A 15,667-nucleotide genomic window follows, 5' to 3' on the forward strand; every position below is an offset into this window, starting at 1 on the left:
CTTATAATAGTTTTTCAATTCCAAAATTCTGTGTTGAGCCATAACTGTATCCTTTTAAAAAATAAAATGGCCCGACCATGATAAAAATTGTACCTAAACTAAGAATTCAAAAAATTGTTTTCTCCCTGTTTTTTGTAGGAATGCTTTTTAATAATGTGCAGATTAGCGCACAAGTAAGTATAACAAGCACTGCTCCTGTTACAGAATCTTTTACAGGCTACTTGGGAACTTCACCGGGTCCAAATTCCAATTGGGATTTATTAGGAAGTACGGTTTTTAATGGTACAAACCAAACAACAGGTTCAACGGGTGGATGGTATGGATCTGATAACCTGTCTTTTTTAGGAATTAATGGAGTAACTAATGTAAATGCAACTTGGAAATTACAGAATAATACCAATTACAGTATTACGACATTTACACTTGCATTTATTGCAAAAATGTTTAAATCAGGATCTGCGTCCCCAAATGTGCAAGTGTATTATGAAATAAGCTCATCCGCAACTTTTCCTGTTGCTGGTACAACTGGATTTACTCAATTTGGCTCGTTGACTTTTAGTGATGCTACTGCAAATATTTCATCACCAACAGGGGCAAGCCTTTCCCAAACTATATCATCAATTAATATACCGAATGGCTATTATATATACATTAGGTTTATACATGCAGGAGGTAAAAACAGTGATAATTTAGGTTGGGATGATGTAACTTTTACACCAGTTATTCCACAAGTAAATATTGCAGCTGCGGGTCCTGCGGCGGGAAATATTTATCCGGCAACAACAAATAATATACTCCAGAGTTTTAGTGTTCAGCCTTTGTTTTCTGCTGTAACATTATCTAGTCTTACCGTAAATACAGGAGGCACTTATACTACCGGTGATCTGGCAACAACACCTTTCAAACTATATATCAACAGTTCAAACTCTTTAAGTGGCGCAACACAAATAGGAACGGCACAGGCAGCTGTTGCCAGCGGTGGTGTAGTTAGTTTTACAAGTTTAAATACATCAATAGCAACAGGTTCAGCTAAATATATTATTGTAACTGCAGATCTTTCAGGTTCAGCAACCATAGGCAGTACGATCAATATAACCAGCACAGCTTTTTCAAACATTTATTTTTCAACTGTGCCTGTCAAAGTAGGTACCGATCCTGTTAGTGCGTCAAATGATCAAACAATTATTGCAGGCGTTTCTCTTTCAAATACAGGTACACCTGCAGCTTCCAATATAGGGCAAAGCACTACTGATAATGCCCTTTTCGGTTTTGAAGTAACACCTGCAGGCAGCACTTCTCTAACGGGCTTTACGAGCGTTACAATTGATGCATCAGGCACTGTTACAGGAGCTGATATGTACAATTTTAAAATTGTAAAAGATGTGGATGCCAGTGGTGATTATTCAGGTGGTGATGTTGTTGTTTCAGGCAGTGTCCCATACAGCGCTACAATGACCTTCAGCATCTCAGGTGAAACAGGTATTACTGCTGCTACAAGATATCTTTTAGTTGGAGATGTAGTGGCTATACCTACTTTTGGTAGGTTCATTACACTTTCTATAAGCAGCAATGCAAACATAAGTTTAAGTAATCAGATTATTTCTGCGGCACCGTACAGCGGCAATGCTCAAACAATTGTAAATACAGTATTCAATAGTCTTGCTAGTGATTATTTTAGAAGTGCAAAAGTAAATGGTAACTGGACTACAACTTCTACCTGGGAATCGTCAACCGATAATACAACCTGGCATACAGCAACACTCTTCCCCACTAATGGTACTACAAAAGGTATAACAATTAAAACTGGCACTACAGTTACAATAGATAGTACTATAACAGCTAGAGTTTTGGTAATAGAATCGGGAGCTGTTTTATCGCATACAAATGGAAAGTCTCTTACAATAGCGAATGCTACAGCCACATTCACAATTAATGGCACATATGTACTTAACGGAACCAGGCCTGCAGTAAATGCAAGTGCATCAGTTGTAATAAATAATGGCGGTATTGTTAGAGTAGATGACAATGCCGCTCCCAGTCAAAGTGATGACTTTGCAAGACAAACAAATGTTCTTTTTAAAACAGGTGCCATATTTCAATGGAATAAGGGGGCAAGTGCTTTTGAAGCAGGCGGAAGTGCAGCAGGGGCTGTAACATATTTCCCAAGCAGCGCCGCAACAGATAAACCAATCTTTAGAATTACTGCAAATCCTGGTGATATCGGTGGAAATAATAACGTAACTTTTAACGGAAAGGTAGAAGTAACTACGGGTAATGCTACTAATATTCGCTTTGTAAATCTTGGAACAAAATATTTCAGGGATGGGTTGGGAAGCCCAAGCGGATTTTCCGGTAAAATAACCAACACCACAGGTTGTGGAGCTTTTATAATTACAGGTTCTTCTGCAACAATCGATGGAAACTTTACTTTCAATATTGACGATGCAACTTCTGTAACCAATGACCTGGAAATAGCCACTGGAGCATCTGTTACAATTTCCGGTGCACCGCTTATTAGAATTGGTACAAACGCGCCAGGCTCTAATATGGTAATCAATGGTGCCTTACTTCATAATGGAACAGTTCCTGTAGAAATTTTTTCTGGCAACCTTTATATAAACGGGTATCTTGATCCAGCTTCTACAGGTTCATTCCAGGCAGGTGCAAGCTCAACTTCAACAACACTTGTTTCAGTTGGCGGTACTGCTAATACAAGTGCTGGTGCTTTGAAATTAACAACCGGCGCCAACTACATTAATACATTTACTATAAACCGTGGCACTTCCGGAACAGGTGGCAGCTTAACAATGGCAAGTGCATTAAATACAAAAAGTTTTGTGCTGATAAGAGGTGTCATGGCATCCGATAATAATTTAGTTACATGGTTAAACACAGGTGCAGGTAGTACGATTACATATCCAGCATCCTATAGTAATAGTTATATCTGTACCTGTAACTCAAGTGGAGTGGAAATTACACCAACAGGTAGCAATGGGTTCCGTATAAATAATGTTAGTGGAAATACAGACATGATGTTTCCCATTGGTACTGATTTTAATTCTGCTAACAGGATGGCATTAAATATGAACAACAGCACAACAGATGATTTTACTGTAGTTGTTGGCAAAGGGGATATTGGCAATACTACAGGGCCAAGGGTTAATCGTATCTGGTATGTTCGTGAAGGAACCAAGGGTGGCACCGAAGCCACCATGAAATTGTATTTTACTAAAAGGAACTATGGTGCTTATCCATTTGGGTCTGCACAAAATGACGAAATAGAAGATGGCTTCCTTTGGTCCGATCCCCGTTTTGTGCAGGAAGACTACAATAATGATTTCATTAATGTAGCAACTGCTCCTTCTTCAGATGTACCAGACTATACTGGTACTGCTGATGGATCCGAAATTTTTGGATTGTATACGAGAGGGGTTAGTGCAGACCCTAAAGGAGTAACAAATGGTATTGATACTTTTTCAAGATTTTCGGTGGTAAATCTTGGTAATATTATTCTGCCTGTTTCCCTTACCAATATAAAAGCATATCAAAAAGAGAGCGGTATTTCAATTGATTGGTCAGCATTGAATGAGACTAATATTAATCGTTATGAAATTGAACGTTCTGTTGATGCATTCAGTTTTACAAAAATTACGTCTGTTAATGCACTTAATAATGGCAAGGTTATTAATAATTACAGTGTTATTGATAATAACCCGGTTAAGGGTAACAACTTCTATCGCATAAAAGCAATTGATAAAGACGGCAGAGTAATTTATTCTGGTGTACTTTCTGTAAATGTAGCCGGTGGAAATACTTTTGTAATGATTTACCCGAATCCTGTGCGCAATCACCAGCTAAATGTTAAGCTCAACAATGTTCCTGCCGGAAAATACCAGCTGGCTATTTATAATTACCTGGGACAACAGGTATCTGATAAACTCATCCGGCATGACGGCGGATCAGCAGCACAAAATATGATTTTACCGGCTAATATTAAAGCTGGTGTGTATGTTGTAAAAGTAATTGGTGAAACGGTTAATTTCAGTAGCAGCTTTATGGTGGAATAATTTTTCAATTACGCAATTCTAAAAGGATAGAAAATGGTATAGTAAAGGGTTTTAGTTTTATAAACTGAAACCCTTTATTATTATGCCAGCTACCTACTCTTTTATGTCTTTATATATAGTTGTTAAAGTATAAATCTCAATGCATATATTGTATAAAAATTTTTATATCAACTTCCAAAAATTAAAAATGAAAGCAAAAATCACAGCTATAATAATAAGCGCAACTATAGTCTCTTGCAGTACTGCTACACAAAAAGAAAATATACCTGAAAAAGATATTCCTATTCAGGGCACCTGGAAATTAATTACAGGAATCACGATAGAAAAAAATGATTCTACTGTTACCGATTATACAGCTGGAAAATCTTTTATAAAAGTGATTAATGATTCACACTTTGCTTTTATGGGTCATGATCTTACGAAAGGAAAAGATTCAGCAGCGTTTTATTCATCAGGCGGTGGAAAATATGAATTGAATGATAGCACTTACACAGAACATCTCGAATACTGCAACGACAGGCAGTGGGAGGGAAATGATTTTCATTTCACTGTTACTATAAACAACGATACACTTGTTCAGCAAGGCATTGAAAAGATCGACAGTATTGGTGTGAACAGGATAAATATTGAAAAGTATGTTCGTGTTAAATAACTGAGTAATGAACTAAGCGTACAAGTGAGTGACACAACAAAAGCTTAATAATATTCTACAGTTTAGTATATAAAAATTTCCTTACTGCTTTTTACTATTTGCATAATTAAAAACAATTTCGCAGAAAGCTTTTACGCCAACATCGAAACCACTTTCATCTATAAAAAAATCTGCTGTGTGATGCGCAGGTGCTTTTGTAAGATCAGTTCCTTTTGGTGAACCACCAATGAAGAAAAAGAAGGCAGGCGCTTTTGTGCTGAAATAAGAAAAATCTTCAGAACCTGTTATCCAGTTTATTGCTTTAACGTTATCTTTTCCTGCAGCAGCCTGTAATGCAGGCAGCGTGCGGGTTACAAGCAATGAATCATTAAACGTTACCAATGTTTTTTCATCAACGCTCACATCTGCAGTTGCTCCCTGGCTTGCAGCAATTGATTGCGCTGTTCTTTTTATTCTTTCAAAAACATCTTTTCTTGTTTCATTATCAAGTGTACGAATGGTGCCTGTCAGCACAGCTTTTTCAGGAATAATATTTGGCCGGTTGCCGCTGTTAATGCTGCCCACGCTAATTACAACCGGCGCTTTGGTAATATCTTCCTGCCTGCTTACAATAGTTTGCAAACCTTGTATTATTTGCGAGGCAGTTACAATTGGGTCAATTGCTTTCCATGGCTGCGAACCATGACTTCCTTTTCCATTTACCGTAATCGTGAACCAATCTGAGGATGCCATTATTGAACCTTGTTTATACGCAACCGTTCCCGCTTCAACAAAGGTCATGATATGCAAACCGAATACTGCTTCAACTTTCGGATTGTCTAATACTCCTTCCTTCACCATCAATGGTGCGCCTGCTTCTTCACCTGCAGGTGCGCCTTCTTCTGCAGGTTGAAATAAAAACACTACAGTGCCTTGTATATCTTTTTTCATCTTGCTCAACACCGTTGCAGTCCCCATTAACATTGCCATGTGAGAGTCATGACCACATGCATGCATTACGCCCACTGTTTGATTATTGAACGTATCTGTAACAACGGATTTAAAAGGAAGATTATTTCTTTCTGTAACAGGCAATGCGTCCATGTCTGCCCGCAAAGCTATGACCGGTCCGGGTTTGCCACCTTTTAATATAGCTACAACACCTGTTTTTGCAACAGGATATTTTACTTCAAGCCCTAATGATTTTAAATAATCTGCAACAAATGCACCTGTCTTATATTCACGGTTAGAGAGTTCTGGATTCTGGTGAAAATATCTGCGCCATTCCACCACTTTTGGCATAATAGCTTTTACATTTTCATTTAATGCTGCTTCATTTGTTTGCGCATGTGCAAAAGAGGGGAGTATTAAGAACAGAATGATTGCTTGCTTCATGAAATAAAAATAACCATTCTTATTTATTGAATGAAGATATTTATGTACTCAACTTATGTACTGCTATTAAACATCCTTGCGTCGCACACTTCAACGCTTTGTTCTTTGATGAAAATGAACAAAAAGTACAAGTGTGCGACGCAACAAAAGTTTAATTGAAATATCATTGTCTGGTTCAAAATGGACTACATCTTTACATGCATATGTTTCAATTCCTTTTCTAAAAAATAATTTAATGCTGTTCTCAAAACCGCTATAGCAGCTAGTTTGCCAATGTCATCCCAGCTTGGCGCAACCGCAGTTGCAAGCACGTCTGCACCAAGCAACAATTCTAGAGATACAGCCACTGAGCTTCCAAACTGCACGCGAATTTCTTCTTTGGAGATCTTTGAAGATTTTAATAACGAAAAATAATTGAGTAATGTTTTTATAACAGCTATACCAATAATTACCGCTGCAAGAATTTCTACAGCGTGACTTACATTGATCGTTATTTCTTTTGCAATTTCTTCCATGAACTTTATTTTATAAGAAAGTCCCGTTAACCTTACGGGACAATCTCCAAATCACCGTTCCAACTATGCCTATGAGAATTTTTTTTACCTATTTATTGTTTCCATTTCCATAGCTATATTTATTTTCAATACATCATTCAGAATATGATCTCCAACACGCAATGCATTTGCCGCAATAGTAAGCGAAGGATTGAATGCGCCGCAGCTAACAAAAAAGCTTGCATCAACAACATATAGATTTTCTACATCATGCGCACGACAATTCAAATCAAGCACTGAAGTTTGCGGATCAGTCCCAAAACGCATTGTTCCATTCTGATGACTCATGCCACTTACATCCAAATCATATCCTGCCCACCGAATGTCTGCAAAACGATCATCAAGCTTTCCAACTTTTGCAAGTACTTCTTTCAATTTATCTTTCAACCTTTCGTATGCTGTGTAGTTGTTCCTTTTGTAATAGACTTTTATTTGCCCTTCTTTTGTAAGCTGCACGCGGTTTTCAGGGCTTGGAAGATCTTCTGATGTTAACCAGAAATCCAATGTCATTTGTTTTAATTCGTCATAAGATTTAGCCGGATAAATTTTTTCTGCTAGCCACAGTATCGTGTCTTCATCATTTCTTCCCATCAATTGAATTTCTCCCAACGGAAAATCACTATCTTCTGCACCATGATAAAAATCTGCAATGCCTAAACTTTTCTGGAACACACAATCATTTATTTTGTCTTTAAGAAATGCAACCAAACAACCATTGTGATGCAGCATTAAATTTCTTCCAACCTGTCCACTTGAATTTGCCAAACCATCCGGATGTTTTTCGTTTGCACTGCGCAACATTAATGCTGCAGAATTAACAGCGCCACATGCAACAATAACAATGTCTGCATCAAAAATTATTTTCTCTCCATGAATATTTGCATGTACTTTATTTACACGTTTACCGCTTGCATCTGTATCTAATTTTTCAACGTATGCATGTGTAATAAGTGTAACATTTTTATGTTGAAGTGCAGGTCTTAATGCCATCGTGTGACCATCAGCTTTACTATCCGTCGGATCAGGAAAGCCATCAAAATTTTCTAACATTACCGGAGATTCTGTTTGTGTAAAATCCTGCGGCAATTTTATTCCCATTGGCAACGGGAATGGCTGCAACCCAAGCAGCTCAAGCTTTTCATTCAACTCCTTTATTAATGGTTCATAAGAAAGAGGCGGCAACGGGTACTCACTTGTTGCCCAAGGCTCAGTTGGGTCAACACCGCGTTTGCCATGCGCGCTGTACAACTGTTCCGCAATACTGTAGTATGGTTCATACGCATCATACTTTATTGGCCACTCCGGCGATGTGCCACCATAATGCTGCACCTGTTCAAAATCACTTTCACGAAAACGGAACAGTGCAGCGCCATACATTTTGCTGTTGCCGCCTACATTGTAATGAATAAAAGGTTTAAATGGTTTATCATTTTCATCCAGCCATTCTTCATGCGGACGATAGCGACCCACGGTAACCACTTCGTGTGCATCCCAATTCTGTTTTTCTTTCGGAATAAATCCGCCACGCTCCAGTATCAATATTCTTTTTCCACTTGGTGCAAGTTTATAAGCCATGGTGCTGCCACCGCTGCCTGTGCCAATGAAGATTATGTCGTAATGATTGTTCATATAATAGTTGTAAGTATTAAGTGATAAGTGCAAATAGACGATAAAGGCAAAAAATCATTTGTCAGATGTATGACGAAGAGTAGAATTATTATGAGCCGGGCTGAAAGTATTTTATGGCATCAGTTGTTGCGTCGCACACTTGTACGTTTTAAAATTTGTTGAACATATGATCTGTTTAAAATCCAGCAATATGAATAAAGACAGTATTTTTAAAATCTAATACGGCCGTATGAATACACAATCATTAGTACTGCAGGTTTCACCTGAAATTGGAAATGTCTCTGCTGAATATATTCTTCCGGAAAATGCTGTTTGCATCATAACACTGGCACATGGTGCCGGCGCAGGCATGAATCATTCTTTTATGTTGGAACTGGCAAACGCACTGGCGGAAACAGGCATTGCAACATTGCGCTTTAATTTTCCTTTTATGGAAAAGAAAAAAGGTCCGGCAGATAGACCTCCTGTTGCGCATAAAACAATTGATGCTGCAATTACCAAAGCGAAAGAATTGTTTCCAACATTGCCGCTTTTTGCAGCAGGTAAATCTTTTGGTGGAAGAATGAGTTCTCAATATTTGGCTGAGCATAGTGACGTTGATGTGAAGGGAATTATTTTTTATGGCTTTCCATTGCATCCGGCCGGCAAGCCTTCTATAGATCGTGCAGAGCATTTGAAATATGTAAAACAACCGATGCTTTTTTTGCAAGGCACAAAAGATGAACTGGCAACCTGGAATTTGATTGAACCCCTTTGTAATTCGCTTAAACGTGCAACGTTGGTGAAGATCGAGGGAGCAGATCATTCTTTTAAAGCAGGTAAGAAAGATGTTATGTCAATATTGGTAAAAGAAACACATAACTGGGTAAAGAAAAAAATGAAGAAATAAATTTGTTGTTTTATTGATATAAGTACAAACAGTTGAAGAGTGCGACGCAACAACTGATGCCATGGAAAACTTATGCTTGTAACAAAAAAAGCACCCTTGAATAAGGGCGCCGGTTTAAACAAACTGCTTGTATTTTTTTAAATTAATTTTCGTCAACAGAAGCGGCCGGGCAGCAACGGTACTCCTGGGATTTTTCCAGCAATGCTATTTGTTTCTTCAGTAATTCATTTTGAAGATGTTTGTATTGCAAATCAAGCTCTCTTGCTTTTCTTACTTCAGGTTCGCAAATATCACAATCATCCATACAGCCTTTAACCATAACACCAGGTGTTGGCAAAGCCATATGGGTATGGAATCCGTACTCTTTTTTTGCAGTATCAGAAACGGTACCATCCGGGTTTAACAGACCCTCTTCAGCTAATTCCTTCTGTACAAGATCAGTTATTGCGGTGATGACTGATTTTGGTAAAGTGGTTTCAGCAGAAGTGAATGAAGGATTAAAACCAAGGCGATTTGTAAAAAGCCCGGTACTTATGTTACTGTTTGCAACCGCAGCATCTGTTTTTGTTGCAAGCACCTGTGTTGATAGAACACCAACGCCATTGCTGCGTGTATAAGGGTTTGCAGAGATACGTGTGTTATCGGATTGCCTGTTGTACACACGAATACTAATACTATCCAATTCAAAATCTATATTGTAAGTCTTATCTATCTGGTAAAACAGGAAGGTTAATGCGTGGCACTGGTTAGGATTTTTAAATTCACGTGAGGATGATTCATACTGGTCTTCAGAAGATCCTTCTGCATGTGACCTTGAAATTGATTCACCAATAGAAATACTATTTGCCTTACGGGTGCTCATTGCACTTTCATTGTGCTTTGATTCTGCGTGCTGCGTAAGCTCTCTTGCAAATTGTGAACTGCCTGATGAATTAAAGTTGCCGCTCATGTTTGCCTCGCCACCAAAACCAAGGATATCAACACCTGCATCACCATGACCGTCTACATGGGCGCTATTTTGATAGCTTGAGTTACCACTGTCTTTGCTTCCAAAATCAAACATGGTATCGCTCATTTGTTGTGCCTGCATACTTTCTTCACTCGATTGCACATTGCGGTTTGCAGAAGCACTTGAAGAATCATAGGTAAATTTCGAGCGCCTGTCTGATGTAAATAGTTTTACACTTTCCCCGGGTAATAGAGTGTTTGTGTAAACAAGGTCTCCCTGCACCAAATCTCCGGGGCAACGTTTATAGGTAAAACTGAATTTCAATTCAATGCCTACGGGGAAGTTTGCAAATCTTTCCAGGAAATCAACTGATTCGGGCCTGTAGTTAAGGCGATAGTTGAAGTGCATGATTTCACACAATTGTTTTTTGTCGAGACTTGGGCAGCAATCATTAGTTTGTGTTTCCATTTGGTCAGCCATTTTATTTAAATTTTGTTGCCTACTCTTTAATTGCGGATTTTCGGCGTACTCCGTTGTAATCAATAAAGCTTATAAATATGTTCCTGGTGAGTATAATTCTAAATCTTAGCGGAAATTGTTAGCGTTTTAAAATAAATCAGCAATAGGATAAAGATTTTTTTGTAAGACAAAATTACTTTTTAAAGGATGGTACTGTCAAGCGTATAAGTACGCATTTTTTATGTGGTGTTTAACAGCGGGAGATTTTATGTAACCAGCTTCGGTATATCTATTAAGCTTTTGTTGCGTCGCACACTTGTACTGTATATCGCTATGCGGTAAAATCTGTTGAAAAGAACCTTCTCCCTATTTTCCTTAGATTACTATCTTTAAAAAATCAACTTCTTGCCATGAACCACCGCCTTCTTCTTAAAGAAATCGGTGCAATGATGAAAAGTGATAATTGCGAACATCGACTTATTTTGTTACCAGCAGCAACTTATTATGGCGTCGGTTGTTGTGTCACTCACTTGTACGTTCTGAAATTTATTAAACAGCTATTTTTTCGGCTATATTGTTAAGACCTCTAAAAAGATGGATGAAGTAAATACTGTAATTTCAGCACAGGGAATAATTTTGTAACTAATTAAACAGTGCACGATCAGCATGAACATCAATAGGCTAATACTTCAATTATTTTTTGTTATTTTTTTTATAACGTCCTGTAACAGCAAAAAAGAAAAAATACAACCGACAGTAGAAAATATTTCAGAGTCTGTATATGCTTCCGGTATTGTAAAGAGTAAAAACCAGTACCAGGTTTTTGCATCAGTAAACGGCATCATAAAAAAAATATTGGTTACCGAAGGTGATGTTGTAAAGAAGGGAAACCCATTGGTTATTATACTTAATGAATCCACCAGGCTTAATGCAGATAACGCAAGGCTTGCAGCAGATTATTCAGCACTAAACGCCAATATGGATAAACTCAATGAATTAAGAGTAAACCTGGATCTTGCAAAATCAAAAGTGGCAAACGATTCACTATTGATGGTAAGACAGCAAAGCCTTTGGTCTCAGCAGATCGGCACAAGGATAGACCTTGAGCAAAAAGAACTGGCTTATAAAAATTCAAAGACTGCATATGAAGCAGCCACCTACCGGTACAATGATTTGAAAAAGCAACTACAATTCGCCGCTTCACAATCTCAGAAAAACGTGGAGATCAGTAAAAGCCTTGAAGATGATTATATCATAAAAAGTGATATCGATGGTAAAGTGTACAGTGTTTTAAAAGAGAATGGCGAAATGGTTACTGCACAAAACCCGGTTGCGGTAATAGGTTCTGCTGATGAATTTATTACAGAACTCCAGGTGGATGAATACGATATTGCCAAAATAAGAATGGGCCAAAAAGTATTGCTAAGTTTCGACAGTTATAAAGGCCATATTTTTGAGGCAGCTATTTCAAAAATAAACCCGATCATGAATGAGCGCTCAAGGTCTTTTACTGTTGAAGCAACTTTTGTTACAAAGCCTGCTGTATTATATCCCTTTCTTACAACAGAAGCAAATATTGTTATACAAACAAAACAAAAAGCATTAACTATTCCGCGTAATTACCTCATTGATGATTCGCTGGTACTAACAGGTAACAATGAAAAAAGAAAAGTTGTTACCGGTCTTAAAGATTATCAAAAAGTGGAAATACTGAGTGGCCTTTCTGCAACCGATTATATTCTTAAGCCAGCCCAATGAATTACAAACTGATCATCAGCATTGCTAAATCTCTTCTGCTGGCAAGGTGGAGACAGACTCTTGTTGCTGCTATCGGTGTTACTTTCAGCATTACCATGTTTGTAACATTGTTAGGTTTCATGAACGGTCTTAATGATCTGCTGGATGGCCTTATTTTAAACCGTACACCGCATGTAAGGTTATACAATGAAATTAAGCCCAATAAAAACCAGCCCGTAAACATGGCTGCAGAATTTAAAAACAGTTACAACTTTATTCAGTCAATAAAATCAAGCAGCAGCAGGCAGGAGATCTATAACAGTGGTTCCATAATGCAAACATTACAGAAAGATAGCAGGGTAGTGGGATTTGCACCTAAAATAACTGCACAGGTATTTTTCAACGATGGAACTATTGATATCACCGGTGTTATTAATGGTATTGATGTGCAGGCTGAAACTAAATTATTTTCTTTCAATGATTATATAATTGAAGGTGCTTCCATTGATTTGAAAAATGTTTCCAACAGTATTATCCTCGGCAAAGGGCTTGCTGATAAATTGCTGGCAAATATTGGTGATGTAATCCGGATTACTACTTCTAACGGCGAAAGTTTCTCTTTAAAAGTGGTGGGTCTTTATCAGTCAGGTATTGGTGACTTTGATAAAGTACAGAGTTATGCCTCTATAAGTACAACACAGAAACTGCTTGGCAGGCCAGGCACCTACGTTACCGATATTCAGATCAGGTTAAATGATATTACAAAAGCGCCTTCCATTTCAAAAGAATATGAGCAATTGTTTCAATGCGATGCAGAAGATATACAAACAGCCAATGCACAATTTGAAACAGGCAGCTCCGTCAGAACAATGATTTCTTATGCAGTTGGTATTACATTACTCATTGTGGCAGGCTTCGGAATCTACAATATTCTAAACATGATGATCTATGAAAAAATGGATTCCATTGCTATATTAAAAGCAACTGGTTTTTCAGGCAGGTCTGTTAACCGCATATTCATTTTTATTGCATTAAGTATTGGTTTTTTTGGCGGGCTTGCTGGCCTTGTTTTCGGCTTTCTTTTGTCATCCGTTATTGACCAGGTTCCGTTCGAAACACCTGCGCTACCTATCATCACAACATTCCCCGTTAATTACAGCCCTGTATATTACCTTATTGCCACTTCATTTTCTTTGATCACTACTTATCTCGCAGGTTATTTCCCTGCAAGAAAAGCGAGTAAAGTAGATCCTGTAATCATCATAAGAGGAAAATAATATGAGCGAAATAATACTTGAAGCAAGGCATATCAATAAATACTTTCATGACCCAGTAACCATAAAGGTGCTAAGCGACATAACTTTCTCTATTAATAAAGGTGAATTTGTTTCAGTCACAGGAAAATCTGGTTGTGGTAAGTCTACGCTGCTTTATATTCTCTCTACCATGGACACAGATTACGAAGGAGAGCTGCTTATTGATAATGAAATTATGACCAATAAAAAAGAAGCGCAGCTTGCCCGTATCAGAAATGAAAAAATCGGATTTGTTTTCCAGTTTCATTATTTGCTGAAAGAATTTACAGTGCTCAAAAACGTAATGTTACCAGCATTAAACTTAAATAGGTTTTCTGAGCAGCAGGTAGAGGAAAAAGCAATGCAGCACCTGAAAATATTAGGTATTGAGCATCTTGCCTTAAAACATGCAAACAAATTATCCGGCGGCGAAAAACAGCGTGTTGCCATAGCACGTGCCCTTATCAACGATCCACTTATTATTATGGGAGACGAACCTACCGGCAACCTCGATAAAAAAAATGGTGAGATCGTTTTTAATATTTTTAAGCAACTGGCAGAAGAGTTCAATCAAACATTATTTATTGTAACACATGATCAGGATTTTGCTGCACATACCCACCGTATCATTGAAATGGAAGATGGGAAAATCATCAGCAAATGAAAGCGGAAATGGACCCGGCGAATGTGCTGCCATTAAGCTTTCGTTGCGTCGCACTCTTGCACATTTTGAATACTATGCTGCTGCCATATAATTTATTTATTGGAAGATATTAATTATATAAGGCTTATAGCTTTAAATAGATAGTAAACGTTGTGCCCTTTGTTTCTTTGCTTTCTACTTCAATTCGTCCACCCATAGATTCTACCTGGAATTTTGTAATAAATAACCCAACACCTTTTGCATCAGGATTTCCGTGAAATGTTTTATAAATACAAAAGAGGTCATTACTGTATTTTTCTAAATTAATACCCAGCCCGTTATCTTTTATCTTTAATAATAATTCATCTCCTTTGATTGCACTGGAAAATTCAATGACCGGGTCTCTGTAAGGAGACCTGTATTTTATTGCGTTACTTAAAAAATTTAAAAGAATACTTTCGATGTAAGCAGGATTTGCTGATAGCATTATATCGGCACTTACATTATTTAAGATAGTTGCATTAGTAGATTTGATTTGAATGGCGAGTATTACAATGGCCTTTTCTATATACTCATGTAAATTGATGCGTTCTAACTTCAGATCACTCAAATGCCGTAGATCTACAAGTTCATTTAAATGATCGATAGTAGAGCTAAATCTTTTTGAAATATTCTTCAAATAATCAAATGCTTCATTTTTCTCCTCAATTGATTGGGCATTTGTAAACAGGTATAATATTGATTCCAGATTATATGCGTAAGACCTAAGGTTATGAGAAACGATATTGGCAAAATTCAAAAGCCGTTTATTTTGTTCACTTATTATTTTGTTTGATTGTAGTAACTCTTTTTCCAGCAATTTCAGTGAAGTAATATCTACAACATGCACAACAAAGCCCTTCACTTCACCATTCAGTATATCAGGAAAATAATTTGCAATAGCATGCCTTGTTCCCCCTGCTGGAACCGGTATTTCACGTTCGAATGTTTGAATATTACCTTCCAGTGCCCCTAAAATGTATGGTAGATTCTTTTCGTAAAGTGGACCAAGCAATTCGCTAAGGGTCATTTTATCAACCATTTCATCCCTGGTTTTTCCAAACCAATCCATATAAGCTGCGTTGGCAAACCGGCAAACCAGGTTTTTATCCCAGTATGCCAACATTGCGGAAACATGGTCTGCCACCAAAATTCCGTATCTGTTAAAATTGATCTGTGAATTTTCCGGGTTCTTTGCCATTAGAAAAAATTATCCATTAACCTATTTTCAAATGGTTCCAATTTATTATTTAAATTCAAGAATATAACTGATTCCGGTCAGTTCCTCCTTGCCTTACAGTCTTTAATTTGATGATACACCAACAAACTGTACAAGAGTGCGACGCAAGAAAGATGCTGCGGATTGGTGTAGCTGGTAAC

General features: G+C 37.6%; 11 protein-coding genes. 6 read left to right on the plus strand and 5 right to left on the minus strand.

Going from position 1 to position 15,667, the window contains the following annotated elements; all coding sequences use genetic code 11:
* Nucleotides 1–77 precede the first annotated feature (77 nt).
* The gene (locus tag FRZ67_RS22995) at nt 78–4,067 is read left to right on the plus strand and encodes a T9SS type A sorting domain-containing protein (RefSeq protein WP_147192903.1); all 3,990 of its coding nucleotides are present in this window, start codon (nt 78–80) and stop codon (nt 4,065–4,067) included.
* Nucleotides 4,068–4,254: 187 nt separating this feature from the next.
* Nucleotides 4,255–4,719, plus strand: a complete 465-nt coding sequence (locus FRZ67_RS23000; RefSeq protein ID WP_147192904.1) for a lipocalin-like domain-containing protein — start codon at nt 4,255–4,257, stop codon at nt 4,717–4,719.
* An 81-nt stretch (nt 4,720–4,800) separates the two neighbouring features.
* Here FRZ67_RS23000 and FRZ67_RS23005 read toward each other — a convergent pair whose 3' ends face one another.
* The 3 genes from FRZ67_RS23005 to FRZ67_RS23015 form a co-directional block, all read right to left on the minus strand.
* Nucleotides 4,801–6,093 carry an amidohydrolase gene (locus tag FRZ67_RS23005; protein ID WP_147192905.1) on the minus strand — a complete coding sequence of 431 codons (1,293 nt, stop codon included), beginning with the start codon at nt 6,091–6,093 and terminating at the stop codon, nt 4,801–4,803.
* 185 nt (nt 6,094–6,278) lie between these two features.
* Complete coding sequence (locus FRZ67_RS23010; protein ID WP_147192906.1) at nt 6,279–6,608, minus strand: DUF1622 domain-containing protein; 330 nt, start codon at nt 6,606–6,608, stop codon at nt 6,279–6,281.
* A gap of 84 nt (nt 6,609–6,692) precedes the next feature.
* Entirely contained in the window at nt 6,693–8,276 is a 1,584-nt protein-coding gene (locus tag FRZ67_RS23015) for a GMC oxidoreductase (protein ID WP_147192907.1), read from the minus strand.
* Nucleotides 8,277–8,505: 229 nt separating this feature from the next.
* Here FRZ67_RS23015 and FRZ67_RS23020 point away from each other — a divergent pair, with 229 nt between their 5' ends.
* Nucleotides 8,506–9,165 (plus strand): alpha/beta hydrolase family protein, encoded by a 660-nt coding sequence (locus FRZ67_RS23020; protein WP_147192908.1) that lies wholly within the window; start codon nt 8,506–8,508, stop codon nt 9,163–9,165.
* 142 nt (nt 9,166–9,307) lie between these two features.
* Here the strand turns inward: FRZ67_RS23020 and FRZ67_RS23025 are convergent, their stop codons facing one another.
* Nucleotides 9,308–10,594: a hypothetical protein gene (locus tag FRZ67_RS23025; protein ID WP_147192909.1), complete on the minus strand. Its 1,287-nt coding sequence runs from the start codon at nt 10,592–10,594 to the stop codon at nt 9,308–9,310.
* A gap of 645 nt (nt 10,595–11,239) precedes the next feature.
* On the opposite strand from FRZ67_RS23025, the gene FRZ67_RS23030 reads away from it, so the two are divergent.
* From FRZ67_RS23030 to FRZ67_RS23040, 3 genes are read left to right on the plus strand one after another with little or no spacing between them, the layout of a single operon-like run.
* A complete protein-coding gene (locus tag FRZ67_RS23030; protein ID WP_147192910.1) occupies nt 11,240–12,331 on the plus strand; it encodes an efflux RND transporter periplasmic adaptor subunit in 1,092 nt (363 codons plus the stop codon).
* The gene (locus tag FRZ67_RS23035; protein WP_147192911.1) at nt 12,328–13,587 is read left to right on the plus strand and encodes an ABC transporter permease; all 1,260 of its coding nucleotides are present in this window, start codon (nt 12,328–12,330) and stop codon (nt 13,585–13,587) included. Before FRZ67_RS23030 ends, FRZ67_RS23035 begins: the two co-directional genes overlap by 4 nt.
* Before the next feature lies 1 nt (nt 13,588).
* On the plus strand, nt 13,589–14,269 hold the full coding sequence (locus tag FRZ67_RS23040) for an ABC transporter ATP-binding protein (protein WP_147192912.1): 681 nt from the start codon (nt 13,589–13,591) through the stop codon (nt 14,267–14,269).
* A gap of 124 nt (nt 14,270–14,393) precedes the next feature.
* On the opposite strand, the gene FRZ67_RS23045 is transcribed toward FRZ67_RS23040, so the two are convergent.
* Nucleotides 14,394–15,488, minus strand: coding sequence for a PAS domain-containing sensor histidine kinase (locus tag FRZ67_RS23045; RefSeq protein ID WP_147192913.1), 1,095 nt, complete (start codon nt 15,486–15,488; stop codon nt 14,394–14,396).
* Nucleotides 15,489–15,667: the final 179 nt, after the last annotated feature.

Source organism: Panacibacter ginsenosidivorans (genome assembly GCF_007971225.1).
Lineage (GTDB): Bacteria > Bacteroidota > Bacteroidia > Chitinophagales > Chitinophagaceae > Panacibacter > Panacibacter ginsenosidivorans.

Excerpts from the sequence above, each read along its gene's own strand:
- FRZ67_RS22995 (WP_147192903.1), top strand. The coding sequence starts at position 78 with ATGATAAAAATTGTACCTAAACTAAGAATTCAAAAAATTGTTTTCTCC.
- FRZ67_RS23000 (WP_147192904.1), top strand. The coding sequence starts at position 4,255 with ATGAAAGCAAAAATCACAGCTATAATAATAAGCGCAACTATAGTCTCT.
- FRZ67_RS23005 (WP_147192905.1), bottom strand. The coding sequence starts at position 6,093 with ATGAAGCAAGCAATCATTCTGTTCTTAATACTCCCCTCTTTTGCACAT.
- FRZ67_RS23010 (WP_147192906.1), bottom strand. The coding sequence starts at position 6,608 with ATGGAAGAAATTGCAAAAGAAATAACGATCAATGTAAGTCACGCTGTA.
- FRZ67_RS23015 (WP_147192907.1), bottom strand. The coding sequence starts at position 8,276 with ATGAACAATCATTACGACATAATCTTCATTGGCACAGGCAGCGGTGGC.
- FRZ67_RS23020 (WP_147192908.1), top strand. The coding sequence starts at position 8,506 with ATGAATACACAATCATTAGTACTGCAGGTTTCACCTGAAATTGGAAAT.
- FRZ67_RS23025 (WP_147192909.1), bottom strand. The coding sequence starts at position 10,594 with ATGGCTGACCAAATGGAAACACAAACTAATGATTGCTGCCCAAGTCTC.
- FRZ67_RS23030 (WP_147192910.1), top strand. The coding sequence starts at position 11,240 with ATGAACATCAATAGGCTAATACTTCAATTATTTTTTGTTATTTTTTTT.
- FRZ67_RS23035 (WP_147192911.1), top strand. The coding sequence starts at position 12,328 with ATGAATTACAAACTGATCATCAGCATTGCTAAATCTCTTCTGCTGGCA.
- FRZ67_RS23040 (WP_147192912.1), top strand. The coding sequence starts at position 13,589 with ATGAGCGAAATAATACTTGAAGCAAGGCATATCAATAAATACTTTCAT.
- FRZ67_RS23045 (WP_147192913.1), bottom strand. The coding sequence starts at position 15,488 with ATGGCAAAGAACCCGGAAAATTCACAGATCAATTTTAACAGATACGGA.